At 61.7% G+C, this 23,681-nt stretch carries 20 protein-coding genes and 4 tRNA genes; 22 read left to right on the top strand and 2 right to left on the bottom strand.

The genetic code is table 11. The annotated features are described in order from the left end of the window. Positions 1-51: 51 nt before the first annotated feature. On the bottom strand, positions 52-942 hold the full coding sequence (locus BM026_RS09405; RefSeq protein ID WP_071492224.1) for a LysR family transcriptional regulator: 891 nt from the start codon (positions 940-942) through the stop codon (positions 52-54). Between the two features lie 139 nt (positions 943-1,081). Between BM026_RS09405 and leuC the strand changes: the two genes are divergently transcribed. The 19 genes from leuC to BM026_RS09310 all read left to right on the top strand — a co-directional run bounded on the left by leuC (position 1,082) and on the right by BM026_RS09310 (position 19,865). Beyond that, positions 1,082-2,500, top strand: a complete 1,419-nt coding sequence (leuC, locus tag BM026_RS09400; RefSeq protein ID WP_093124685.1) for a 3-isopropylmalate dehydratase large subunit — start codon at positions 1,082-1,084, stop codon at positions 2,498-2,500. Between the two features lie 10 nt (positions 2,501-2,510). Further along, positions 2,511-3,155, top strand: a complete 645-nt coding sequence (gene leuD / locus BM026_RS09395; protein WP_058426887.1) for a 3-isopropylmalate dehydratase small subunit — start codon at positions 2,511-2,513, stop codon at positions 3,153-3,155. Positions 3,156-3,283: 128 nt separating this feature from the next. Beyond that, on the top strand, positions 3,284-4,048 hold the full coding sequence (locus tag BM026_RS09390) for a class I SAM-dependent methyltransferase (RefSeq protein ID WP_093513094.1): 765 nt from the start codon (positions 3,284-3,286) through the stop codon (positions 4,046-4,048). Positions 4,049-4,101: 53 nt separating this feature from the next. After that, complete coding sequence (gene leuB / locus BM026_RS09385) at positions 4,102-5,184, top strand: 3-isopropylmalate dehydrogenase (RefSeq protein WP_092250341.1); 1,083 nt, start codon at positions 4,102-4,104, stop codon at positions 5,182-5,184. A gap of 64 nt (positions 5,185-5,248) precedes the next feature. Continuing rightward, complete coding sequence (asd, locus tag BM026_RS09380) at positions 5,249-6,361, top strand: aspartate-semialdehyde dehydrogenase (RefSeq protein ID WP_092250344.1); 1,113 nt, start codon at positions 5,249-5,251, stop codon at positions 6,359-6,361. A 239-nt stretch (positions 6,362-6,600) separates the two neighbouring features. Continuing rightward, positions 6,601-7,611 (top strand): aspartate-semialdehyde dehydrogenase, encoded by a 1,011-nt coding sequence (locus BM026_RS09375; protein ID WP_093528233.1) that lies wholly within the window; start codon positions 6,601-6,603, stop codon positions 7,609-7,611. Positions 7,612-7,773: 162 nt separating this feature from the next. Beyond that, positions 7,774-10,323, top strand: coding sequence for a FimV/HubP family polar landmark protein (locus BM026_RS09370; protein ID WP_093528230.1), 2,550 nt, complete (start codon positions 7,774-7,776; stop codon positions 10,321-10,323). A gap of 141 nt (positions 10,324-10,464) precedes the next feature. Next, a complete protein-coding gene (gene truA / locus BM026_RS09365; protein WP_071492219.1) occupies positions 10,465-11,289 on the top strand; it encodes a tRNA pseudouridine(38-40) synthase TruA in 825 nt (274 codons plus the stop codon). Positions 11,290-11,353: 64 nt separating this feature from the next. After that, positions 11,354-11,986, top strand: a complete 633-nt coding sequence (locus tag BM026_RS09360) for a phosphoribosylanthranilate isomerase (RefSeq protein ID WP_093528227.1) — start codon at positions 11,354-11,356, stop codon at positions 11,984-11,986. 243 nt (positions 11,987-12,229) lie between these two features. After that, complete coding sequence (gene accD / locus BM026_RS09355) at positions 12,230-13,150, top strand: acetyl-CoA carboxylase, carboxyltransferase subunit beta (RefSeq protein WP_025856447.1); 921 nt, start codon at positions 12,230-12,232, stop codon at positions 13,148-13,150. After that, a complete protein-coding gene (gene folC / locus BM026_RS09350) occupies positions 13,147-14,454 on the top strand; it encodes a bifunctional tetrahydrofolate synthase/dihydrofolate synthase (RefSeq protein WP_093528225.1) in 1,308 nt (435 codons plus the stop codon). The genes accD and folC overlap by 4 nt, the downstream gene beginning before the upstream one ends. Next, positions 14,438-15,097: an SPOR domain-containing protein gene (locus tag BM026_RS09345; protein ID WP_092250359.1), complete on the top strand. Its 660-nt coding sequence runs from the start codon at positions 14,438-14,440 to the stop codon at positions 15,095-15,097. The genes folC and BM026_RS09345 overlap by 17 nt, the downstream gene beginning before the upstream one ends. Before the next feature lie 113 nt (positions 15,098-15,210). Then, positions 15,211-15,768, top strand: coding sequence for a CvpA family protein (locus BM026_RS09340; RefSeq protein ID WP_003192538.1), 558 nt, complete (start codon positions 15,211-15,213; stop codon positions 15,766-15,768). Between the two features lie 41 nt (positions 15,769-15,809). Then, entirely contained in the window at positions 15,810-17,315 is a 1,506-nt protein-coding gene (purF, locus tag BM026_RS09335) for an amidophosphoribosyltransferase (RefSeq protein ID WP_058426877.1), read from the top strand. Between the two features lie 65 nt (positions 17,316-17,380). Next, positions 17,381-18,592 carry an O-succinylhomoserine sulfhydrylase gene (locus BM026_RS09330; RefSeq protein ID WP_071492215.1) on the top strand — a complete coding sequence of 404 codons (1,212 nt, stop codon included), beginning with the start codon at positions 17,381-17,383 and terminating at the stop codon, positions 18,590-18,592. Positions 18,593-18,603: 11 nt separating this feature from the next. Further along, positions 18,604-19,368, top strand: coding sequence for an SDR family oxidoreductase (locus BM026_RS09325; protein WP_093124664.1), 765 nt, complete (start codon positions 18,604-18,606; stop codon positions 19,366-19,368). A gap of 107 nt (positions 19,369-19,475) precedes the next feature. Then, positions 19,476-19,551 (top strand) — tRNA-Val (locus BM026_RS09320). A 55-nt stretch (positions 19,552-19,606) separates the two neighbouring features. Then, positions 19,607-19,683, top strand: a tRNA-Asp gene (locus BM026_RS09315). A gap of 105 nt (positions 19,684-19,788) precedes the next feature. Next, positions 19,789-19,865, top strand: a tRNA-Asp gene (locus BM026_RS09310). Positions 19,866-20,027: 162 nt separating this feature from the next. Here the strand turns inward: BM026_RS09310 and BM026_RS09305 are convergent. Then, entirely contained in the window at positions 20,028-21,311 is a 1,284-nt protein-coding gene (locus BM026_RS09305; protein ID WP_093513084.1) for an NAD(P)/FAD-dependent oxidoreductase, read from the bottom strand. Positions 21,312-21,495: 184 nt separating this feature from the next. Between BM026_RS09305 and BM026_RS09300 the strand changes: the two genes are divergently transcribed. The 3 genes from BM026_RS09300 (at position 21,496) to BM026_RS09290 (ending at position 23,675) form a co-directional block, all read left to right on the top strand. After that, positions 21,496-21,572: transfer RNA gene (locus BM026_RS09300), tRNA-Val, on the top strand. Between the two features lie 439 nt (positions 21,573-22,011). Then, on the top strand, positions 22,012-22,728 hold the full coding sequence (locus BM026_RS09295) for a DUF969 domain-containing protein (RefSeq protein WP_071492206.1): 717 nt from the start codon (positions 22,012-22,014) through the stop codon (positions 22,726-22,728). Beyond that, positions 22,725-23,675: a DUF979 domain-containing protein gene (locus tag BM026_RS09290; RefSeq protein ID WP_071492205.1), complete on the top strand. Its 951-nt coding sequence runs from the start codon at positions 22,725-22,727 to the stop codon at positions 23,673-23,675. The genes BM026_RS09295 and BM026_RS09290 overlap by 4 nt, the downstream gene beginning before the upstream one ends. Positions 23,676-23,681 lie beyond the last annotated feature (6 nt).

The raw sequence follows: 23,681 nt of genomic DNA, 5'->3' as shown, positions 1-23,681 counted from the left end.
GCTCGATGGGCGTATGGCGCGGTACAGTTCAGACCTTGAGGCCGCACGGTTTCATGCCGGTATCCCTGGCAGATCGACCTGTGCATCCAATAGGCTCATGAAGGCCCGCGCAGCATTCGACAGCGTCCTTTCGGTGTGCACGATATAGCCTAGCTGGCGACTGAGCTGTATGCCCGGCAAAGCGATACTTGCCACCTGATCATCGAGCATGGTGCGCGGCAAGACGCTCCAGGCCAGGCCGATCGACACCATCATCTTGATCGTTTCCAGGTAGTTGGTGCTCATCGCGATATTCGGCGTGAGGCCCTGGGCCTCGAACAACCGGCTGACGATATGGTGGGTGAAGGTGTTGCCGCCGGGGAACACCGCCGGGTGGCCGGCAATATCGGCCAGGTTGACGTGGCCGTTGCTGATCAGGCTGTGCTCTGGCGCCACCACGAAATCCAGTGGGTCGTCCCACACCGGGGTGGCGCGCACCAGGTTGTGGGGATCGGGCGCCAGGGTGATCACCGCCACTTCGGCGCGGCCGTGGAGGATTTCTTCGTAGGCCACTTCCGAATCGAGGAACTGAATATCCAGCGCCACATTCGGGTATGCCCGGGTGAAGGCGCGCAGCACCGGCGGCAGGCGATGCAGGCCGATATGGTGGCTGGTGGCCAGGGTCAGGCGCCCGCTGACTTCGCCGGTGAGGTTGGTGAGTGCGCGGCGCGTGTCGTCCAGCACGTTGAGGATCTGATAGGCGCGTGGCAGCAAGGCCCGTCCGGCCTCCGTCAGGCCGACTTCACGGCCCAGGCGATCGAACAGGCGCACCTTCAATTGTTGCTCCAGGCCGGCAATGCGCTTGCTGATGGCCGGCTGGGTCAGGTGCAGGCGCTCACCGGCACCGGAGAAGCTGCCGGTCTCGGCGATGGCGATAAAGGCATTGAGGTTGGCCAAGTCCATGGTGTATTCCAGTTGGTAATCCAAAGCATAAAAAATATGAATTTGAGTTATTTAATGTAGCGCCATACCATCAGCCTCACAAGCCAAAGGGTTATTGAAAAGCCCGGCATAGAGAAACACCGCTGATGAGGACCGACTGATGGCCGGCAAAACGCTTTACGACAAGCTTTGGGATTCCCATGAAGTGAAACGGCGCGACGATGGTTCGTCGCTGATCTATATCGACCGGCACATCATCCATGAAGTGACCTCGCCCCAAGCGTTCGAAGGCCTGCGGCTGGCCGGGCGCAAGCCTTGGCGCGTCGACTCCATCATCGCCACCCCGGACCACAACGTGCCGACCACCCCTGAGCGCAAGGGCGGCATCGAAGCCATTGCCGACCAGGTGTCGCGTTTGCAGGTGCAGACCCTCGATGACTACTGCGACGAATATGGCATCACTGAATTCAAGATGAATGACGTGCGTCAAGGCATCGTGCACGTGATCGGCCCGGAGCAGGGCGCCACCTTGCCGGGCATGACCGTGGTGTGCGGCGACTCCCATACGTCCACCCACGGTGCGTTCGGCGCCTTGGCCCACGGCATCGGCACCTCCGAGGTGGAACATGTGTTCGCCACCCAGTGCCTGGTCGCCAAAAAGATGAAGAACATGTTGGTTAAAGTCGAAGGCCAGTTGCCGTTCGGCGTGACCGCCAAGGACATCGTGCTCGCCGTGATCGGCAAGATCGGCACCGCCGGCGGTAACGGCCATGCCATCGAGTTCGCCGGCAGCGCGATTCGCGACCTGTCCATCGAAGGCCGCATGACCATCTGCAACATGTCCATCGAAGCCGGTGCCCGCGTGGGCATGGTGGCGGCGGACGAAAAGACCGTTGAATACGTCAAGGGCCGTCCATTTGCCCCACAAGGCAAAGATTGGGACGCCGCTGTGCAAGCCTGGAAAGACCTGGTCTCCGATGCCGATGCGGTGTTTGACACTGTGGTCGAGCTGGACGCTGCCCAGATCAAGCCGCAAGTCAGCTGGGGTACCTCGCCGGAGATGGTCCTGGCCGTCGACCAGAACGTGCCGGACCCCGCGCAGGAAACCGACCTGGTCAAGCGCGGCTCCATTGAGCGCGCCTTGAAGTACATGGGCTTGAAGGCTAACCAGGCGATTACCGACATTCAGTTGGATCGCGTGTTCATCGGTTCCTGCACCAACTCGCGGATCGAAGACCTGCGTGCCGCGGCGGTGATCGCCAAGGGCCGCAAAGTGGCTTCGACTATCAAGCAAGCCATCGTGGTGCCGGGCTCGGGCCTGGTCAAGGCGCAGGCTGAAGCCGAAGGCCTGGACAAGATTTTCCTCGAAGCCGGTTTTGAATGGCGTGAGCCGGGCTGCTCCATGTGCCTGGCGATGAACCCGGACCGCCTGGAGTCGGGTGAGCACTGCGCGTCCACCTCCAACCGTAACTTCGAAGGGCGTCAGGGCGCCGGTGGGCGTACCCACCTGGTCAGCCCGGCCATGGCCGCCGCCGCTGCCGTCAACGGTCGTTTCATCGACGTTCGCGAATTGATCTGAGGAATACCCGATGCGTGCTTTTACCCAACACACCGGCCTTGTCGCCCCTTTGGATCGCGCCAACGTCGACACCGACCAGATCATTCCCAAGCAGTTCTTGAAGTCGATCAAGCGCACCGGCTTCGGCCCGAACCTGTTCGACGAGTGGCGCTACCTGGATGTGGGCTACGCCTACCAGGACAACTCCAAGCGCCCGCTGAACAAGGACTTCGTGCTCAATGCCGAGCGTTACCAGGGCGCCAGCGTCTTGCTGGCCCGGGAAAACTTCGGCTGCGGTTCCAGCCGTGAACACGCGCCATGGGCCCTGGAAGAGTATGGCTTTCGCAGCATCATCGCGCCGAGCTATGCCGACATCTTCTTCAACAACAGCTTCAAGAACGGCCTGCTGCCGATCATCTTGAGCGATGCCGAAGTGGACGAGCTGTTCAAGCAGGTCGAGGCCGAAGAGGGCTACCAACTGACCGTCGACCTGGCCGCGCAGACTGTGACCCGTCCAGACGGCAAGGTGTATCACTTTGAAGTGGATGCGTTCCGTAAGCACTGCCTGATCAACGGCCTGGACGATATCGGCCTGACCTTGCAGGACGGCGATGCGATTGCCGCGTTTGAAGCCAGGCACCGGGCGAGCCAGCCTTGGTTGTTTCGCGATGCCTGATTGGCGGTAACCGTGCGGGCCCCATCGCGGGCAAGCCCGACTCCCACATTGGAATGCATTCCGACTGTGGGAGCTGGCTTGCCTGCGATAGCGCCAGTACCAACACCCCAAAACCCAAGGAAACCACCATGACCACCACCGCCCACACCCAAGTCGTGCAAAAACAATTCGGCGAGCAAGCCCGCGCCTACCTGAGCAGTGCCGTGCACGCCCAGGGCACCGAATTCGCGCTGCTCCAGGCCGAACTGGCCGGGCAGGGCAGTGCGCGACTGCTGGACCTGGGCTGCGGTGCCGGTCATGTCAGCTTTCACGTCGCGCCGCTGGTCAAGGAAGTGGTCGCCTACGACCTGTCCCAGCAGATGCTCGACGTGGTTGCCGCCGCTGCGACGGACCGTGGCCTGGACAATATCCGCACCGTGAACGGCGCCGCTGAGCGCCTGCCGTTCGCCGATGGCGAGTTCGACTTCGTGTTCAGCCGTTATTCGGCCCACCACTGGAGCGACCTCGGCCTGGCCCTGCGTGAAGTGCGCCGGGTGCTCAAGCCGGGTGGCGTGGCGGCCTTCGTCGATGTCTTGTCACCGGGCAGCCCGCTGTTGGACACTTACCTGCAAACCGTCGAAGTGCTGCGCGACACCAGCCACGTGCGCGATTACTCTGCCGCCGAGTGGATGCAGCAGCTCAGCGAATCCGGTCTGCATGTACGAACCAGCAGTCGCCAGCGCCTGCGCCTGGAATACACCTCGTGGGTCGAGCGCATGCGCACGCCGCAGGTGCTGCGCGCGGCGATCCTCGAGCTGCAAAAGTCGATGGGTCAGGAAGTGCGCGATTATTACGAAATTCAGGCCGACGGCACCTTCAGCACCGACGTGCTGGTGGTCTTTGCCGAACGCTGATTGATTTTTCCCGACCTGCCCACGGGCGGGTCGCTTGATGAAATGAGGAACGCATGAGCAAGCAGATTCTGATTCTCCCTGGCGACGGTATTGGTCCGGAAATCATGGCCGAAGCGGTCAAGGTGCTGGAACTCGCCAACAGCAAGTACAGCCTGGGTTTCGAGCTGAGCCACGACGTGATCGGCGGCGCGGCCATCGACAAGCATGGTGTACCGCTGGCCGATGAGACCCTGGAGCGTGCGCGTGCGGCCGACGCCGTACTGCTCGGCGCCGTGGGCGGCCCGAAATGGGACAAGATCGAACGTGACATCCGCCCTGAGCGCGGCCTGCTGAAAATCCGTGCCCAACTGGGCCTGTTCGGCAACCTGCGCCCGGCGATCCTCTACCCGCAACTGGCCGACGCCTCGAGCCTCAAGCCGGAAGTGGTCGCGGGCCTGGATATCCTGATCGTGCGCGAGCTGACCGGCGGTATCTACTTCGGCTCGCCACGCGGCGTGCGCGAGTTGGAAAATGGCGAGCGCCAGGCCTACGACACCCTGCCGTACAGCGAGAGTGAAATCCGCCGTATCGCCCGTGTCGGCTTCGACATGGCCCGCGTGCGTGGCAAGAAGGTCTGCTCGGTGGACAAGGCCAACGTACTGGCCTCCAGCCAACTGTGGCGCGAAATCGTCGAAGAAGTGGCCAAGGACTACCCGGACGTCGAACTGAGCCACATGTACGTCGACAACGCCGCCATGCAACTGGTGCGTGCGCCGAAGCAGTTCGACGTGATCGTCACCGACAACCTGTTCGGCGACATCCTGTCCGACCAGGCGTCGATGCTCACCGGTTCCATCGGCATGCTGCCGTCGGCGTCCCTGGACACCAACAACAAGGGCATGTACGAGCCTTGCCACGGTTCGGCGCCAGACATCGCGGGCCAGGGCATTGCCAACCCGCTGGCGACCATTTTGTCGGTGTCGATGATGCTGCGTTACAGCTTCAACCTGAGCGACGCGGCGGATGCCATCGAGAAGGCCGTGAGCCTGGTGCTGGATCAGGGGTTGCGCACCGGCGACATCTGGTCGCAGGGTTGCACCAAGGTCGGTACGCAAGAAATGGGCGACGCAGTAGTCGCCGCGCTGCGGAATCTGTAATCTCTCGGGCCCGCTTGCAGTTGTTGCTGCAAGGCGGCCCACTTTTTAACAAGGTGTAGTTGCGATGAAACGTGTAGGTCTGATCGGTTGGCGCGGTATGGTCGGTTCCGTGCTCATGCAGCGGATGCTGGAAGAGCAGGATTTCGATCTTATCGAGCCGGTGTTTTTCACCACTTCGAATGTGGGTGGCCAGGGGCCGTCCGTGGGCAAGGATATTGCTCCGCTCAAGGACGCCTACAACATTGAAGAGCTGAAAACCCTCGACGTGATTCTGACCTGTCAGGGTGGCGACTACACCAGCGAAGTCTTCCCCAAGCTGCGCGAAGCCGGCTGGCAGGGTTACTGGATTGACGCCGCCTCGAGCCTGCGCATGCAGGACGACGCGGTGATCATCCTCGACCCGGTGAACCGCAAGGTCATTGACCAGCAGCTGGATGCCGGCACCAAGAACTACGTCGGCGGCAACTGCACCGTCAGCCTGATGCTGATGGGCCTGGGCGGCTTGTTCGAAGCTGGCCTGGTCGAGTGGATGAGTGCCATGACCTATCAGGCGGCCTCTGGGGCCGGCGCGCAGAACATGCGTGAGCTGATCAAGCAGATGGGTGCGACCCACGCCGCAGTCGCCGATCAACTGGCCGACCCGGCCAGCGCGATCCTCGACATCGACCGCCGCGTGGCCGAAGCGATGCGCAGCGATGCCTACCCGACCGAAAACTTCGGCGTGCCGTTGGCCGGTAGCCTGATCCCATGGATCGACAAGGAACTGCCGAACGGCCAGAGCCGCGAAGAGTGGAAGGCCCAGGCCGAGACCAACAAGATCCTCGGCCGCTTCAAGAGCCCGATCCCGGTGGACGGCATCTGCGTGCGCATCGGCGCGATGCGCTGCCACAGCCAGGCGCTGACCATCAAGCTGAACAAAGACGTGCCGATCACCGATATCGAAGCGTTGATCAGCCAGCACAACCCGTGGGTCAAGCTGGTGCCGAACAACCGTGATATCAGCATGCAGGAGCTGAGCCCGACCAAGGTCACCGGCACCCTGAATGTACCGGTGGGTCGTCTGCGTAAACTGAACATGGGCAGCCAGTTCCTCGGTGCGTTCACCGTGGGCGACCAGTTGCTGTGGGGCGCGGCCGAGCCGCTGCGCCGCATGTTGCGGATCTTGCTGGAGCGTTGATCGCGTGAGGCAATGATGAAAACCCGCGTTCTGGTGACAGGCGCGGGTTTTTTGTTGTTTGGTCGGGCCTCATCGGGGGCAAGCCCCCTCCCACATTTTGACCTGCGAACCCGTTCGAGTGTGGGAGGGGGCTTGCCCCCGATAAGGCCATCAGCCCTACCACAAATGCCAGCTTAATTGCCTCACCCCCCACCACCCGGTAAAGTGCCGCTCCCCCCGCAATGCCCGAGGCAGCCCCCATGACCCAGACCTTTGAAATCGCCGTGATCGGCGCCACCGGCACCGTCGGCGAAACCCTGGTGCAGATCCTGGAAGAGTTGGATTTTCCGGTGGGCACTCTGTATTTGCTGGCGGGCAACAACTCGGCCGGCGCCTCCGTGCCCTTTCGTGGCAAGAATGTGCGGGTCAAGGAAGTCGACGAATTTGACTTCAGCAAGGCGCAGTTGGCGTTCTTTGCGGCGGGGCCGGCGGTCACCCTGAGTTTTGCGCCGCGTGCCACGGCGGCTGGGTGCTCGGTGATCGACTTGTCCGGCGCCTTGCCGGCCACGCAGGCTCCGCACGTGGTGCCGGAGGCCAATGCCCACGTGCTGGAGGGGCTGAAGAAGCCGTTCCAGCTCGGCAGCCCCAGCCCGTCAGCGACCAACCTGGCGGTGGTGCTGGCGCCTTTGCGGGGCTTGCTGGATATCCAGCGGGTGAGCGTCACCGCCAGCCTGGCGATGTCGGCCCAGGGGCGTGAAGCTGTCAGCGAACTGGCCCGGCAAACCGCCGAGCTGCTGAATATGCGCCCGCTGGAGCCGAAGTTCTTTGATCGACAGGTCGCCTTCAACCTGTTGGCTCAGGTTGGCACGCCAGACGCCCAGGGGCATACGGTCCTGGAAAAACGCCTGGTCCACGAATTGCGTGCAGTGCTGGAATTACCTTTGCTAAAGATTTCCGCAACCTGCGTTCAAGCCCCGGTGTTTTTTGGCGATAGCCTGACAGTGTCCTTGCAACTGGGGGCGGCGGTTGATCTGGCGGCGGTGAGCCGCGCACTTGACGCTGCGCCGGGCATCGAGCTTGTGGATGAAGGGGATTTTCCTACAGCCGTCGGCGATGCAGTGGGCCAGGATGTGGTCTACGTCGGTCGCGTCCGGGCAGGTGTGGATGACCCGGCGGAACTAAATCTGTGGCTGACGTCAGATAACGTACGCAAAGGCTCCGCACTGAATGCCGTGCAGCTGGCGCAGTTGTTGATAAAAGGCCTTGCGTAAAAGATACTTGGCGGCAATTTGTAGATTGATTCTAGCCAAGCGCTATGCTTGGTCCCAGGCAGGAAAAGTTGCGCGTCGGTGACCTATCGGCTCGCCATGCCTTATGGCAGCGGTTACCAACCTTCTCGCAGGCCGGGGAGTGTTCAAACAAAGGATGAGGCTATGGTTCAAGTTCGCAAACTGGTGTTAGCAATAGCGGCCGCCTCGGCGCTGTCCTCCGGTATGGCGCAGGCGCTGCAGCTGGGGGAGATGACCCTCAAGTCGAAGTTGAACCAGCCGTTGGCGGTGGAAATCGAATTGCTCGATGTCGGTGGCCTCACGGCCTCCGAGATCACGCCAAGCCTGGCTTCGTCCCAGGCATTTGTGGACGCGGGCGTTGATCGCCAGGCTTTTCTCGATGACCTGACGTTTACCCCGGTGGTCAATCCAAACGGCCGCAGCGTGGTGCGCGTCACCTCCAGCAAGCCGTTGCCTGATTCCTACGTGCGTTTCCTGTTGCAGGTGCAATGGCCTAATGGCCGTTTGATGCGTGACTACAGCGTGTTGCTCGACCCGGCCAAGTTCGAGCAGCCGGCACCCACCGCTGCCGCGCCTGCGCCGCGTCTGGCTGCGCCGACCAACGCCGCGCCCGCCTCGAGCAAACCGGCACAGCACACCACCACCTCCCGCGACACCCTGTGGGAAATCGCCGCGAAGCACCGTAATGGCGGCTCCGTGCAGCAGACCATGCTGGCGATCCAGGCGCTGAACCCGGATGCGTTCATCGACGGCAATATCAACCGGCTGAAAACCGGCCAGGTCCTGCGTCTGCCGGATGCCGTACAAAGCACTGCACTGCCGCAACCCCAGGCAATTGCTGAGGTGAGCGCGCAAAATGCCGCCTGGCGCCAGGGCCGACGCGCCGCCACCAACCCGGCAGCGGGCAAGCAGCAACTGGACGCCACCAAGCGCACCCAGGCCGGTAACGCGCCCGCAAGTACCAACACCAAAGACAACCTGAGCCTGGTGTCGGCCGAGGCCGCCAAGAAGGGCGCCAAGGGCAAGGCGGGCGACAGCGCGGCACTCAGCGACAAGCTGGCGATGACCCAGGAGCAACTGGACACCACCCGTCGCGACAACGAAGAGCTGAAAAGCCGCGCGGCAGACCTGCAAAGCCAGTTGGACAAGCTGCAAAAACTGATTCAACTGAAAAATGATCAGCTCGCCCGCTTGCAGGCTGAAAAGGGTGTTCCGGCTGCTCCGGCGACTGCCGCGATGCCCGCGCAGTTGGCAGGCGAGCCATCCGCCGCGCCTGCCAAGCCCGAGGCTGTCACCCCTGCACCCGTCGCGCCAGCGCCTGAGCCGGTCAAGGCGGACGCGGCACCGGCCAGCGCCGACGGCAAATTCAATGAACTGCTGACCAACCCGATTGTTCTCGGTGTGATCGGTGGTGCGGCGGGCTTGCTGGTGCTGCTGCTCCTGCTGTTATGGGCGCGCCATCGCAATGCGCGCCGCGAAGAGGAAAAACACCTGCGCATGGCGCGGGCCCTGGCTGAAGAGCCGGAGTTCACCTCTAACCTTCATGACGACCTGCCGCCGAGCAGCTTCGAAGGCCTGGAGACGCCGCCGCCCAGCGTAAAGCTGGCCGCCGCACCGGCCCCGGCTCCGGTGGTTGAACCGGCGGCTGTTGTGCCGACTGTTGCTTCCGTACTTGCGCCGCTGGCGGTTGCCGTGGCTCCGGTGAATTCAAACGATGCGCTGGCCCAGGCCCAGTCTCATATCGATCGTGGTCACCTGAACCAGGCCGCCGACGTGCTGGAGCAAGCGATCAAGCATGAGCCCAAGCGCAGCGACCTGCGCTTGAAACTGATGGAAGTCTACGGCCTGCAAAACGACAAGGACGGTTTCGTGACCCAGGAGCGTCAACTGGTGGCCAATGGTGAAAACCACGCCCAGGTCGAGCAGCTCAAGAGTCGCTTCCCGGCCATGGCCGTGTTGGCGGCGGGTGTCAGTGCCGCCGTGGCGGCTGCTGCCCTGGATGCTCAATACGTCAAGGATTTGCTCGAAGACAAACCGGCGCCTGCGCAGCCGGAGGCCTTTGACACTGATTTCGATCTCAGCCTGGACGATCTTGAAGAAGCTTCCCCGGCTCAGATCAAGGACGATCAGCAGACCTTCGAGTCGCTGTTGCAGCAGCAGACCGAAGCCAAGGCCGCTACGGACGACTTGTCGGACTTCGATCTCGACCTGCAACTGGATGCCCCGGCTTCGGCACAATCCGACGACGACTTCCTCTCGGGCCTGGAAGAGCAGATGAAGGACGTGCCGGCCGTCGAGCCGCCGACCCTCACGCCTGCGGCGTTGGACGACTTCGACTTGCCGGAAGACTTCGACCTGTCCTTGGCCGATGAGCCGGAAGCGGCCGCCAAGCCCGATGCTTTCACGTCGGAACTGGATGATGTCAACGCCGAGCTGGATCGCCTGTCCCAGAGCCTGGAACATCCGTCCATCGAGCCGTCCTTTACCGCAGAAGACGCGGCGTTGGGCGATGATGAGCCGGAATTCGACTTCCTCTCCGGCACGGATGAGGTGGCTACCAAGCTCGACCTGGCCCAGGCCTATATCGACATGGGCGATGCGGACGGCGCGCGGGATATCCTTTCCGAAGTGTTGACCGAAGGCGATGAGGTTCAACGCGGCGAGGCCAAGGAAATGCTCGGTCGGTTGGCTTGACAGCCCGTTGTTCAAACAGCGGCGGCCTTCGGGTCGCCGTTTTGCTTTTGTGGGCTCCCCTGCAAACCGGCATAATGGCCGCCTTCGCGCAACTCATCAGGCTCTCAGTTCTTGGCAAATATAGATAACCCGACCGCCGAAATGGCGGCCGCAGGCTTTTACCGCATCGCCTTGGGCGTGGAATACAAGGGCTCGCGCTATCGCGGCTGGCAGCGTCAGGCGTCCGGCGTGCTGACGGTGCAGGAGACCCTGGAGAACGCCCTGTCGAAAGTCGCCGATTCACCGGTATCGCTGATGTGCGCCGGGCGTACCGACGCCGGTGTGCATGCGTGTGGCCAGGTGGTGCACTTTGACACTCAGGCCGAGCGGTCAATGAAGGCCTGGGTGATGGGCGCAAATATCAATTTGCCCCATGACGTCAGCGTCAGTTGGGCCAAGGTCATGCCGGCGCATTTTCATGCGCGTTTCAAGGCCATCGCCCGGCGCTATCGCTATGTGATCTACAACGACCAGATCCGCCCGGCGCACCTTAACGAAGAAATTACCTGGAACCACCGCCCGCTGGACGCCGAGCGCATGGCCGAGGCCGCGCAGCACCTGGTGGGTGTGCATGATTTCAGCGCCTTCCGTGCCGGCCAGTGCCAGGCCAAGTCGCCGATCAAGGAGGTCCACCACCTGCGGGTGACTCGTCATGGCAAGATGATCGTGCTGGATATCCGTGCCGGGGCCTTCCTGCATCACATGGTGCGCAACATCGCCGGGGTGCTGATGACCATCGGCACTGGCGAGCGTCCGGTAGAGTGGGCCAGGGAAGTGCTGGAAAGCCGCGTTCGTCGCACGGGAGGGGTCACGGCACACCCGTTCGGCCTGTACCTGGTGGATGTGGAGTACCGAGACGAGTTCGAGTTGCCGGAGCGTTTCATCGGACCACACTTCCTCACAGGTTTCAGCGAACTTGGCGGCTGACGCCCGGAAAAGCTTTTGTTACCATCCGGGGCTTTCTCGGTCCAACCCTGGAGGTTTCCACGACATGTCAGCCGTTCGCAGCAAGATTTGCGGGATTACCCGCATAGAAGACGCGCTGGCGGCGGTCGAGGCAGGGGCGGATGCCATCGGTTTCGTGTTTTATGCCAAGAGCCCACGGGCGGTGAACGTGCTGCAGGCGCGAGCGATCATCGCCGCATTGCCGCCGTTCGTGACCACCGTGGGTCTGTTCGTCAATGCCAGTCGCTGCGAGCTCAACGAAACCCTGGATGCCGTACCCTTGGACATGTTGCAGTTCCATGGCGACGAAACGCCTGAGGAATGTGAAAGTTACCAGCGGCCGTATATCAAGGCGTTGCGCGTCAAGGCCGGGGATGATATTGCGGCGGCGTGTTCCGCCTACGGCAGTGCCCGCGGGATTTTGCTGGACACCTATGTCGAAGGCGTACCCGGCGGTACTGGCGAAGCGTTCGACTGGTCGCTGATTCCCGCAGGCTTGAGCAAGCCGATCATCCTGGCCGGCGGGCTCAACCCTGCAAATGTCGGGGCGGCAATCGAACAAGTGCGGCCGTATGCCGTGGATGTCAGCGGTGGGGTGGAGCAGGGCAAGGGCATCAAGGATCACAGCAAGATTCGCGCATTCATGCAGGCTGTGCGCAACAGCAGGGGTGCAATGTGACGGCTGGCAGTCTGCCGCCGTCCATAACTACCACTGTGTAAAACAGCCCGGCGCCGCCTGTGGTGGCCCGGAAACGAAGTGGCAACCCTGCGCTGGCAGGTTGTCTGGAAGGCTGAGGATACAGGCAGGAAAAGGCCGGTCGAACGTCTGACCCCGTCCAGCCTGTGTCATCGCCATATATGAATTTAGCTCAAGGGCATACGCGGGGCTGTGTTCAAGCCACCGGTACTGGAGAAAGAAAGCATGAGCAACTGGTTAGTAGACAAACTGATCCCTTCGATCATGCGTTCCGAGGTGAAGAAAAGCTCGGTTCCTGAAGGTCTGTGGCACAAGTGCCCGTCCTGCGACGCGGTGCTGTACCGCCCGGAGCTGGAAAAGACCCTGGACGTTTGCCCCAAGTGCAACCACCACATGCGTATCGGCGCCCGCGCCCGCATCGACATCTTCCTCGACGCCGAAGGCCGTAACGAGTTGGGCGCCGACCTGGAGCCGGTTGACCGTCTGAAGTTCCGTGATGGCAAGAAGTACAAGGACCGCCTGACCGCTGCGCAAAAGCAGACCGGTGAGAAAGACGCCCTGATTTCCGTCAGCGGCAAGCTGCTGGGCATGCCGGTCGTGGTGTCGGCATTCGAGTTCTCCTTCATGGGTGGCTCCATGGGCGCCATCGTCGGTGAGCGCTTTGTCCGCGCCGCCAACTATGCCCTGGAAAACCGTTGCCCGATGATCTGCTTCGCGGCCTCCGGTGGTGCGCGCATGCAGGAAGCCCTGATCTCCCTGATGCAAATGGCCAAGACTTCTGCGGTCCTGGCACGCCTGCGTGAAGAAGGCATCCCGTTCATCTCCGTGCTGACCGACCCGGTCTACGGCGGCGTTTCCGCCAGCCTGGCGATGCTGGGTGACGTGATCGTCGGCGAGCCCAAGGCGCTGATCGGCTTTGCCGGCCCGCGCGTGATCGAGCAGACCGTGCGTGAAAAACTGCCGGAAGGTTTCCAGCGCAGCGAGTTTCTGCTGGAGCACGGTGCGATCGACCTGATCATCCCGCGCGGTGAGCTGCGTCCACGCCTGGGCAACCTGCTGGCGCAAATGATGGGCCTGCCGACTCCGGTGTACGTCGCGCCTAAAGTCGAGCCGATCGTCGTGCCGCCGGTGCCTGCAAACCTATGACCCAACGTACCCTGGGCGAGTGGCTCGCCTACCTTGAGCAGTTGCATCCGTCCGCCATCGACATGGGCCTGGAGCGCTCGCAACAGGTAGCGGCCCGCCTCGGGTTGGGCCGCCCGGCGCCGCGAGTGATCACGGTGACCGGCACCAACGGCAAAGGCTCTACCTGTGCCTTTGTCGCGGCGCTGCTGCAGGCCCAGGGGCTGAAAGTCGGCGTCTACAATTCCCCGCACCTGCTGCGTTATAACGAGCGGGTGCAGCTCAACGGTGTCGAAGCCACGGATGAGCAACTCTGCGAAGCCTTCGCCGCACTCGATGCGGGCCGGGGCGAGATCTCCCTGACTTACTTCGAGATGGGCACCCTGGCGGCGTTCTGGCTGTTCGAGCGTGCGCAACTGGATGTGGTCGTGCTGGAAGTCGGCTTGGGTGGGCGCCTGGATACGGTCAACGTGGTGGATGCCGATTTGGCGTTGATCACCAGTATTGGCGTGGACCACGCCGACTATCTTGGCAATACCCGTGAGTCCGTGGCCTATGAAAAGGCCGGAATCTTCCGCCAGGGCAAGCCGGCGTTATGTGGTGATATCGACCCTCCGCACACCTTGCTGGACAAGGTGCGTGAGCTGGATTGCCCATTATTCCTGCGTGGCCGCGAATTCAATCTCGAGATCGGCGCCTTTGACTGGCAGTGGCGTGGGCGTGATGCCCGTGGCCAGGTTGTCGAGCTGAGCGGCCTGCCGCTGCTGAATCTACCGATGGAAAACGCCGCGCTCGCGCTGCAAGCCTATCTGCTGCTGGATCTGCCGTGGAATGCCGAACAGATCGCGGCCACCTTGCTGGCGACTCGCGTGGTAGGGCGTCTGGACCGACGTGAATTCGAATGGCAGGGCAAGCGCCTGAACCTGCTGCTGGACGTGGGGCATAACCCCCATGCGGCCGAGTACCTGGCGCAGCGTCTGTCACGTACGCCGCCGGTCGGTCGTCGCTTGGCTGTGTTCGGTCTGCTGGCCGACAAGGACCTGGAAGGGGTGGTCGCGCCCTTGCTGGGCAGTGTCCAGGCCTGGGCCGTCGCGCCGCTGGATACACCGCGCAGCCGCCCGGCCACCGAGCTGGAAGCGGCCTTGCAGAACCTTGCTGCGCCGGTGACGTCGTATGCAAGCGTGACCGATGCCCTTGAAGCACAGTGCGCCATTGCCACGCCCGACGATGAGATTCTGTTGTTCGGGTCATTTTATTGTGTTGCCGAGGCGCTTGAGTGGTTAGCCCGGCGCTCCACGGAGGAAGCTGCACATGGCATTACTGGATAGCGCATACAAGCAGCGAATGGTCGGTGCCCTGGTGCTGGTGGCATTGGCGGTGATCTTCCTGCCAATGCTGTTTTCTCGCCAGGATGAAGAGCGTCAGGTCGTTGTCGAGGCGCCGGCCGCGCCCCAGGCGCCCACGGTGCCTCAGGTGCAGGTTGAGCCAGTGGTGGTTCCAGAGCCTCAGGCCTTGCCGGAGGAGGAACCGGTGCCGACTGATGCTCAGGTAGCCGCGCAGCAAGCGCCGTCGATGCCGGTGCAGCCGAGCGTGCCGGTGGTCAAGCCGGCGCCCGCGCCGACCGTAGCGGCCAAGCCTGCTGCGCCGGCACCTGCGCCCAAGCCGGTAGCGCCGCAGCCCGCCGCGCCGGGCAAGCCGGATGTCGGCCAGAGCCGCATCGATCCGAATGGCTTGCCGATCAGTTGGTCGATCCAGGTGGCCAGCCTGGGCAGCCGCGAGGGCGCCGACGCGTTGCAAAAGAAGCTGCGTAGCCAAGGCTACAACGCCTATATCCGTAGTGCCGATGGCAAGAACCGGGTGTTTATCGGGCCGCTGATCGAGCGTGCCGAGGCAGACCGCCTGCGGGATTTGCTGGATCGCCAGCAGAACCTCAAGGGTTTCGTGACCCGGTTCCAGCCTGAGCGGGGTTGAAAGCGGATTTGCTCGTCCCAAACTACTGATTTGCAAGGCAGCCACAATCACAGCTTACCGATAGCCCGACGCTCTGCTAAAATGCGCCGCCTCATCTGTCCGTAGGCTCCAACGTGCCATTTACCTGGGTTGATTGGGCGATTGTTGCAATCGTCGCCATCTCCGCTTTGATCAGTCTAAGCCGCGGCTTCGTCAAAGAAGCACTGTCGTTGCTGACCTGGATCATCGCAGGAGTCGTAGCCTGGATGTTCGGTGGTTCATTGTCGGTCTACCTGGCCGGATACATCGAGACACCTTCGGCTCGCGTCATCGCGGGCTGCGCCATCATGTTCATCGCCACGCTGCTGGTGGGGGCAATGGTCAATTATCTTATTGGCGAGTTGATACGTGTCACCGGCCTCTCCGGGACCGATCGATTTCTCGGCATGGCCTTCGGCGCCGCGCGTGGCGCGTTGCTGGTGGTCGTGGCGGTCGGGCTCTTGAGCCTGGGGCCGGTACAGCAGGATTCGTGGTGGCAGGAGTCGGTACTCGTGCCAAAATTTCTATTGGTTGCAGACTGGTCCAAGAACCTCATTCTGGGGTGGAGCAGTCAGTGGCTGGCCAGCGGAATCAGCGTACCCGCTGATCTTCCGTTCAAGGAACACCTCTTGCCGGCCAAAACGCCTCAGTAAGTTGTGTTCAGTCAAGATTCATTAAGTAGGGGTTGCGTCGCATGTGTGGCATCGTCGGTATCGTCGGTAAGTCGAACGTCAATCAGGCGCTGTATGACGCGCTAACCGTCCTCCAGCACCGCGGCCAGGACGCTGCCGGTATTGTGACCAGCCACGACGGCCGGTTATTCCTGCGCAAGGACAATGGTCTGGTACGTGACGTGTTCCATCAGCGTCACATGCAGCGTCTGGTCGGGCATATGGGCATTGGCCATGTGCGTTATCCGACTGCCGGTAGCTCGACGTCGGCCGAAGCTCAACCTTTCTACGTCAACTCGCCTTACGGCATCACCCTGGCGCACAACGGCAACCTGACCAACGTTGAACAACTGGCCAAGGAGATCTACGAATCTGACCTGCGCCACGTCAACACCAGTTCCGACTCGGAAGTGCTGCTCAACGTGTTCGCCCACGAGCTGGCCCAGCGTGGCAAGCTGCAGCCGACCGAAGAAGACGTATTCGCCGCCGTTACTGACGTGCATAACCGTTGCGTCGGTGGTTACGCGGTAGTGGCCATGGTCACCGGCTATGGCATCGTCGGTTTCCGTGACCCGCACGGCATCCGCCCGATCGTGTTCGGCCAGCGTCACACCGACGAAGGCGTCGAGTACATGATCGCTTCCGAAAGTGTGTCCCTGGACGTGCTGGGCTTCACCCTGATTCGCGATCTTGCGCCGGGCGAAGCGGTGTACATCACTGAAGACGGCAAGCTGCACACCCGTCAGTGCGCCGTGGCGCCGAAGCTCACCCCGTGCATCTTCGAACACGTCTACCTGGCGCGTCCGGATTCGATCATCGACGGCGTTTCGGTCTACAAGGCGCGTCTGCGCATGGGCGAGAAGCTGGCCGAGAAGATCCTGCGCGAGCGCCCGGAGCACGACATCGACGTAGTGATCCCGATCCCGGACACCAGCCGCACCGCCGCGCTGGAACTGGCCAATCACCTGGGCGTCAAGTTTCGCGAAGGCTTCGTGAAGAACCGCTACATCGGCCGCACCTTCATCATGCCGGGCCAGGCAGCGCGCAAGAAGTCGGTACGCCAGAAGCTCAATGCCATCGAGCTGGAATTCCGCGGCAAGAACGTGATGCTGGTGGATGACTCCATCGTGCGCGGCACCACCTGCAAGCAGATCATCCAGATGGCCCGCGAAGCCGGTGCGAAGAACGTGTACTTCTGTTCCGCAGCGCCTGCCGTGCGTTACCCGAACGTGTACGGCATCGACATGCCGAGCGCCCACGAGCTGATCGCACACAACCGTTCGACACAGGACGTGGCCGACCTGATCGGCGCCGACTGGTTGATCTACCAGGACCTGCCAGACCTGATCGAAGCGGTCGGTGGTGGCAAGATCAAGATCGAGCAGTTCGACTGCGCGGTGTTCGACGGCAAGTACGTGACAGGCGACGTTGATGAGGCCTACCTGAACAAGATCGAGCAGGCGCGCAACGACTCGTCGAAGATCAAGACCCAGGCGGTCAGCGCGATCATCGACCTGTACAACAACTGAGTGACAACCGGCCCTGAGGGGCCGGTTTTGTATCTTAAATAAAGAATTGAGTAAGGAGTGGCAGCATGAGTCAGGAATGGGATGCCGGTCGGTTGGACAGCGACCTCGATGGCGTAGCTTTCGATACCCTGGCTGTGCGCGCCGGCCAGCACCGCACCCCGGAAGGTGAGCACGGTGATCCGATGTTCTTCACCTCCAGCTACGTGTTCCGTACTGCGGCCGATGCCGCTGCGCGCTTTGCCGGCGAAGTGCCGGGCAACGTGTATTCGCGTTACACCAACCCGACCGTGCGTGCGTTCGAAGAGCGTATCGCGGCGCTGGAAGGCGCTGAGCAGGCGGTTGCAACGGCGACCGGCATGGCCGCCATCCTGGCGGTGGTGATGAGCCTGTGCAGCGCTGGTGACCATGTGCTGGTGTCGCGCAGCGTGTTCGGGTCGACCATCAGCCTGTTCGAAAAGTATTTCAAGCGTTTCGGCATCGAAGTCGATTACGTGCCCCTGGCGGATCTGTCCGGCTGGGATGGGGCGATCAAGGCCAACACCAAGCTGCTGTTCGTCGAGTCGCCGTCCAACCCTCTGGCCGAACTGGTGGATATCGCTGCGTTGTCCGAAGTGGCGCACGCCAAGGGCGCAATGCTGGTGGTGGACAACTGCTTCTGCACTCCGGCGTTGCAACAGCCGTTGAAGCTGGGCGCGGATATCGTTGTGCACTCGGCCACCAAGTTCATCGATGGCCAGGGCCGTTGCATGGGTGGTGTGGTGGCGGGTCGCAGCGAACAGATGAAGGAAGTCGTCGGCTTCCTGCGCACCGCTGGCCCGACCTTGAGCCCGTTCAACGCCTGGATCTTCCTCAAAGGCCTGGAAACCCTGAGCCTGCGCATGAAGGCCCATTGCGCCAACGCCCAGGCCCTGGCCGAATGGCTGGAGCAACAGGACGGCATCGAGAAGGTGCACTACGCCGGCCTCAAGAGCCACCCGCAACACGAATTGGCTCAGCGTCAGCAGCGCGGTTTCGGTGCTGTGGTGAGTTTCGAAGTGAAGGGCGGCAAAGAGGGCGCCTGGCGCTTTATCGATGCGACACGCCTGATCTCCATCACCGCCAACCTGGGTGACAGCAAAACCACCATTACCCACCCGAGCACCACGTCTCACGGCCGCCTGGCGCCGCAGGAGCGTGAGGCGGCCGGTATTCGTGACAGTCTGATCCGCATTGCGGTAGGCCTGGAAGACGTGACGGACTTGCAGGCTGATCTGGCTCGCGGGTTGGCGGCCTTGTGATCGAGTGGTCCATGGAAGTCGCAGCCGCCAGTAACGGGCGTGTCGCGCTGGTGACGGGCGCGGCGCGAGGCATTGGCCTCGGGATTGCCGCGTGGCTGATCAGTGAGGGTTGGCAGGTGGTGTTGACCGACCTGGACCGCGAGCGCGGTTCCAAGGTGTCCAAGGTGTTGGGCGAGAATGCCTGGTTTATCAGCATGGACGTGGCCGACGAGAAGCAAGTCGCCCAGGGGGTCGCCGAGGTGTTGGGGCAGTTCGGGCGCCTGGACGCGTTGGTCTGCAACGCGGCGGTGGCCGACCCGCGCAACATCACGCTGGAAAGCCTGGACCTGGCGTACTGGAATCGGGTGCTGGCGGTGAACCTCAGTGGGCCGATGTTGCTGGCCAAGCACTGTGCGCCGTATCTGCGTGCCCATGGCGGCGCTATCGTCAACCTGGCGTCGACGCGGGCTCGCCAATCGGAGCCTGACACCGAGGCCTATGCCGCGAGCAAGGGCGGCTTGCTGGCCCTGACACACGCCCTGGCGATGAGCCTGGGGCCGGAAGTGCGGGTCAACGCGGTCAGCCCCGGCTGGATCGATGCGCGGGATCCGGCGGCCCGGCGTGCCGAGCCCTTGAGTGACGCCGATCACGCCCAGCATCCTGCGGGCAGGGTAGGCACCGTGGAAGACGTGGCGGCAATGGTGGCGTGGCTGCTGTCGCGCCAGGCGGGGTTTGTTACCGGGCAAGAGTTTGTCGTGGATGGCGGCATGAGCAAGAAGATGATTTACAGCGAGTAGGGTGGATAGCTGTCTTGAAGCAATTTTGTCTTTTTCAGAAAAACTTCAAGCGGGCTATTGACTTAGGTCCGCTACCTGCGTAAATTTCGCGGCCTCAACGAAGCAAAGGGTGATTAGCTCAGCCGGGAGAGCATCTGCCTTACAAGCAGAGGGTCGGCGGTTCGATCCCGTCATCACCCACCACTTCTTGAGAGTTTTGCTTCAGGGCAAGACGCAACGTTAAAGGTTGCACCGACGCGCAGCGGTAGTTCAGTCGGTTAGAATACCGGCCTGTCACGCCGGGGGTCGCGGGTTCGAGTCCCGTCCGCTGCGCCATATTTTCCAGGTTCGATGTGTCGGACTTGAGATTGAACAGCCAAGGCTGATCGATCAGATGTTTAAAGACGGTTGAAGCCTTATGTTCAGCCGGTCAAGCGATACGCAGCGGTAGTTCAGTCGGTTAGAATACCGGCCTGTCACGCCGGGGGTCGCGGGTTCGAGTCCCGTCCGCTGCGCCATATCTGTCTCAAGGCCCACTGAACGCCTTGAAGCACAAAGCGAGCCTCTGGCTACTTTGATCCGATAGCAAAGACCCTGGTCGAAAGACCGGGGTTTTTTGTGTCTGTGATTTGATAAGTGCGACCTGTAGGAGCCTGCAAACGGGCTCCTACAGGTTCGAGTCAGAATCCCAATTTGTCGCGTAGCCCGTAGTACCAGGCACCCATTGCCGCAAATGGTGTGCGCAACAGTTGCCCACCCGGGAACGGGTAGTGCGGCAGGTCGGCAAACGCGTCAAAACGCTCTGCCTGGCCTCGCAGTGCCTCTGCCAGTACCTTGCCCGCCAGGTGCGTATACGTCACGCCATGGCCGCTGCAGCCCTGTGAGTAGTAGATGTTGTCGCCCAGGCGACCCACCTGCGGCAAACGCGACAGGGTCAGCAGGAAATTGCCGGTCCAGGCGTAGTCTATCTTCACGTCCTTGAGTTGCGGGAAGGCCTTGAGCATCTTCGGGCGGATGATCGCTTCGATATTCGCCGGGTCGCGCGCGCCATACACCACGCCGCCGCCGAAGATCAGACGCTTGTCGCGCGTGAGGCGGTAGTAGTCGAGCAGGTAGTTGCAGTCTTCGACGCAGTAATCCTGCGGCAGCAACGTTCTCGCCAGCTCATCGCCCAAGGGGGCGGTGGTGATCACTTGTGTGCCGCACGGCATGGACTTGGCGGCCAACTCCGGCACCAGGTTGCCCAGGTAGGCATTCCCCGCGACGATGATGAACTTGGCCCTGACCTTGCCCTCGGCGGTATGCGCCACCGGGTTGGCGCCGCGCTCGATACGCACGGCAGCGGATTGCTCGTAGATCGTGCCGCCCAGGGACTCCACGGCGGCCGCTTCGCCGAGTGCCAGGTTGAGTGGGTGGATGTGCCCCGCGCTCATGTCCAGCAGGCCGCCGACGTAGTTGTCACAGGCCACTACTTCGCGAATACGGCGTTCGTCCAGCAGCTCCAGTTGGGTGTGGCCGTAGCGCTCCCATAGACGCTTCTGTGACTCCAGATGGCCCATGTGCTTACTGTTGAGCGCGGCGAAAACACCACCATCCTTCAGGTCGCACTGAATCTGATGCTTGGCCACCCGCTCGCGAATGATCTTGCCGCCTTCAAACGCCATCTGCCCCAGCAGTTGCGCCTGCCTGGGGCCGACACTGCGCTCGATTACATCAATATCACGGCTGTAGCTGTTGACGATCTGCCCGCCATTGCGGCCCGAGGCGCCAAACCCCACCTTGGCGGCTTCCAGCACCGTCACGCGAAAACCGCTCTCCAGCAGGAACAGGGCGCTGGAGAGGCCGGTGTAGCCGGCGCCGATCACGCACACATCGGTTTCGACGTCGCCTTGCAGGACTGGACGAGGTGGAGCTGCATTCGCGGAAGCGGCGTAATACGACTGGGGGTAGGGGGTGTTCGCCATCCTGGAACCTCTGTTTTATATTTTTTACGAGTGCGCCGATCCTACCTGAGTTGAAAATTGCCTGCCAGCCACCCGAAATCCGCAGGTGTACCCCACGCAAATAAAAAATTCGCATATTCATAGGGTTAGCTGCAAAAAAGATGTTGACACCCCTCCGGAATTCCGTAGAATGCCGCCTCACAGCAGGCACGTAGCTCAGTTGGTTAGAGCACCACCTTGACATGGTGGGGGTCGTTGGTTCGAGTCCAATCGCGCCTACCAAACAAAATCCGCTCTGCTGGGCGGTCTAGAAGGGCTCACCGAAAGGTGGGCCCTTTTTTGTTGGTGTGATTTGCAAGGTTTTTTGCAAAACCCTCCAGATGCTTCCGGGTCATGGCCGGCGGGTAAGAGGGGGGCGTCATCGGTTTACTCGCTCAGGCCTCAGAAACAAGCGGCGCTGAGATGCGTGAGTCCCTGCGGGGCTATCCACTCTCGCTACATGCACGATGTTCAACCACCCACAAAATTTATTGGTTCGCAGCAACAATTTTTCTTGTTGGACACCTCCCGCCCCCAGGCAGCAAAGTTGCGGCCACTGACGCTCGACCTTCTGGGTCAACAATAAAAAACCGAGCCGACTGCACGCCACTTCCTGCTGTGAACCCTTTGTTCACATCCTGCTGTAATGGCGCCGCAGCGCGCACTTAAGGACCTCACCGCCATGCAAACTGTTGTGAACTTATGGCCGTTGATCGGCGTACTGGTGATCGTGGTTGGCTTTGTATTGCGTATCAACCCTCTGTTGGTGGTCACCGCCGCCGCTATCGCCACCGGGCTTGCCGCCCATTTCCCCCTGGAAAAAATCCTCGCCACCATGGGCGATGGCTTCCTTCAGACCCGTGCCCTGCAATTGATTCTGTTGCTGCCCCTGGCGGTCATTGGACTGCTGGAGCGGCATGGGCTGCGCCTGCATGCGCAGAATTGGATTGCACGGTTCGAGCGCGCCACGGTCGGGCGCTTGTTGATCATCTATCTGTTTGTGCGTGAATCCACGGCCGCCATGGGCTTGACCAGCCTGGGCGGGCATCCGCAGATGGTGCGTCCGCTGCTGGCGCCGATGGCTGAAGGTGCAGCGGAAAAACGCTACGGCAAACTTCCCGAAAAACTGCGTCATAAAGTGCTGGCGATGTGCGCGGCAACTGACAATGTCGGCCTGTTTTTTGGTGAGGATATCTTTGTCGCCTTCGGTGCAATCGCCTTGATGCACACCTTCCTGCTGGGCTCGGGGATTGATGTGGAGCCGCTGCATATTGCGGTATGGGGGATTCCTACGGCGATCTGCGCCTTCATCATTCACGCGATCCGCCTGCATCGCTTTGACCGAAGGCTCACCCGAGAGATGACGCCGGCCGCTGCACCCGTGGAGGCCGCACAATGATTATTTCCATTCAATACCTGTATTGGCTGGCCGGGGTTCTGCTGCTGATCACGGCGGGCATGATCCTGATGGATCGCACCCATCCCAAACGCTGGACCAGTGCATTGTTTTGGCTGTTGTTCGCCATTCCATTCCTGATCGGTGAGCGTCTGCCGTCGGTGGCTATCGGGGTAGGCATAGTGGTCATGGCCTTGATAGCCGGCATGGGCGGCGTCGGCCGTGGCAAGCATGCGGAGCTGCACGACAAGGCATCCCGTGCCAGTGCTGGTCGCCTGGGGCACAAGCTGTTCATCCCGGCGTTGGCGATCCCGCTGACCACGGTGATCGGATCGGTGTTGCTCAAACACACCGAGATCGGCGGAGTGCCGTTGCTGGACCCGAAAAACACGACCTTCGTTTCCCTCGGTATCGGCTGCCTGATCGCCCTTGGCCTGGCGTGCTGGTTGACCCGTGATACGCCGGTGCAGGCCTTGCGTGAATCCCGTCGCCTGACTGAAGCGCTTGGCTGGGCCATGGTGCTGCCGCAGATGCTGGCAATGCTGGGCTTACTGTTCAACGAAGCCGGGGTTGGTACGGCTGTCGCGCACGTCACCACTACCTATATCAACCTTGATTTCAAGTTGGTGGCGGTGATCGTCTATGTGCTGGGCATGGCGTTGTTTACGGTGATCATGGGGAATGGCTTTGCAGCTTTTCCTGTAATGACCGGCGGTGTCGGCGTGCCGGTGTTGGTGGGTATCTATGGCGGTAACCCCGCGGTGATGGCGGCGATCGGTATGTTCTCCGGCTACTGCGGTACCCTGATGACCCCGATGGCAGCCAACTTCAATATCGTTCCGGCGGCGTTGCTCGAGCTGCCGGACAAGAATGCGGTAATCAAGGCCCAGCTTCCGACCGCGTTGATGATGCTGGTGGTCAATATTGTGCTGCTTTATCTGTTGATGTGAGGCCGT

This window comes from Pseudomonas sp. NFPP24 (assembly GCF_900112095.1).
GTDB lineage: Bacteria > Pseudomonadota > Gammaproteobacteria > Pseudomonadales > Pseudomonadaceae > Aquipseudomonas > Aquipseudomonas extremorientalis.
The sequence above is the reverse complement of the archived record's forward strand: the minus strand, read 5'-3'. Positions and strand labels throughout refer to the sequence as shown.

Coding starts and splice junctions, on each gene's coding strand:
- BM026_RS09405 (WP_071492224.1), bottom strand. CDS start 942: ATGGACTTGGCCAACCTCAATGCCTTTATCGCCATCGCCGAGACCGGC.
- leuC (WP_093124685.1), top strand. CDS start 1,082: ATGGCCGGCAAAACGCTTTACGACAAGCTTTGGGATTCCCATGAAGTG.
- leuD (WP_058426887.1), top strand. CDS start 2,511: ATGCGTGCTTTTACCCAACACACCGGCCTTGTCGCCCCTTTGGATCGC.
- BM026_RS09390 (WP_093513094.1), top strand. CDS start 3,284: ATGACCACCACCGCCCACACCCAAGTCGTGCAAAAACAATTCGGCGAG.
- leuB (WP_092250341.1), top strand. CDS start 4,102: ATGAGCAAGCAGATTCTGATTCTCCCTGGCGACGGTATTGGTCCGGAA.
- asd (WP_092250344.1), top strand. CDS start 5,249: ATGAAACGTGTAGGTCTGATCGGTTGGCGCGGTATGGTCGGTTCCGTG.
- BM026_RS09375 (WP_093528233.1), top strand. CDS start 6,601: ATGACCCAGACCTTTGAAATCGCCGTGATCGGCGCCACCGGCACCGTC.
- BM026_RS09370 (WP_093528230.1), top strand. CDS start 7,774: ATGGTTCAAGTTCGCAAACTGGTGTTAGCAATAGCGGCCGCCTCGGCG.
- truA (WP_071492219.1), top strand. CDS start 10,465: ATGGCGGCCGCAGGCTTTTACCGCATCGCCTTGGGCGTGGAATACAAG.
- BM026_RS09360 (WP_093528227.1), top strand. CDS start 11,354: ATGTCAGCCGTTCGCAGCAAGATTTGCGGGATTACCCGCATAGAAGAC.
- accD (WP_025856447.1), top strand. CDS start 12,230: ATGAGCAACTGGTTAGTAGACAAACTGATCCCTTCGATCATGCGTTCC.
- folC (WP_093528225.1), top strand. CDS start 13,147: ATGACCCAACGTACCCTGGGCGAGTGGCTCGCCTACCTTGAGCAGTTG.
- BM026_RS09345 (WP_092250359.1), top strand. CDS start 14,438: ATGGCATTACTGGATAGCGCATACAAGCAGCGAATGGTCGGTGCCCTG.
- purF (WP_058426877.1), top strand. CDS start 15,810: ATGTGTGGCATCGTCGGTATCGTCGGTAAGTCGAACGTCAATCAGGCG.
- BM026_RS09330 (WP_071492215.1), top strand. CDS start 17,381: ATGAGTCAGGAATGGGATGCCGGTCGGTTGGACAGCGACCTCGATGGC.
- BM026_RS09325 (WP_093124664.1), top strand. CDS start 18,604: ATGGAAGTCGCAGCCGCCAGTAACGGGCGTGTCGCGCTGGTGACGGGC.
- BM026_RS09305 (WP_093513084.1), bottom strand. CDS start 21,311: ATGGCGAACACCCCCTACCCCCAGTCGTATTACGCCGCTTCCGCGAAT.
- BM026_RS09295 (WP_071492206.1), top strand. CDS start 22,012: ATGCAAACTGTTGTGAACTTATGGCCGTTGATCGGCGTACTGGTGATC.
- BM026_RS09290 (WP_071492205.1), top strand. CDS start 22,725: ATGATTATTTCCATTCAATACCTGTATTGGCTGGCCGGGGTTCTGCTG.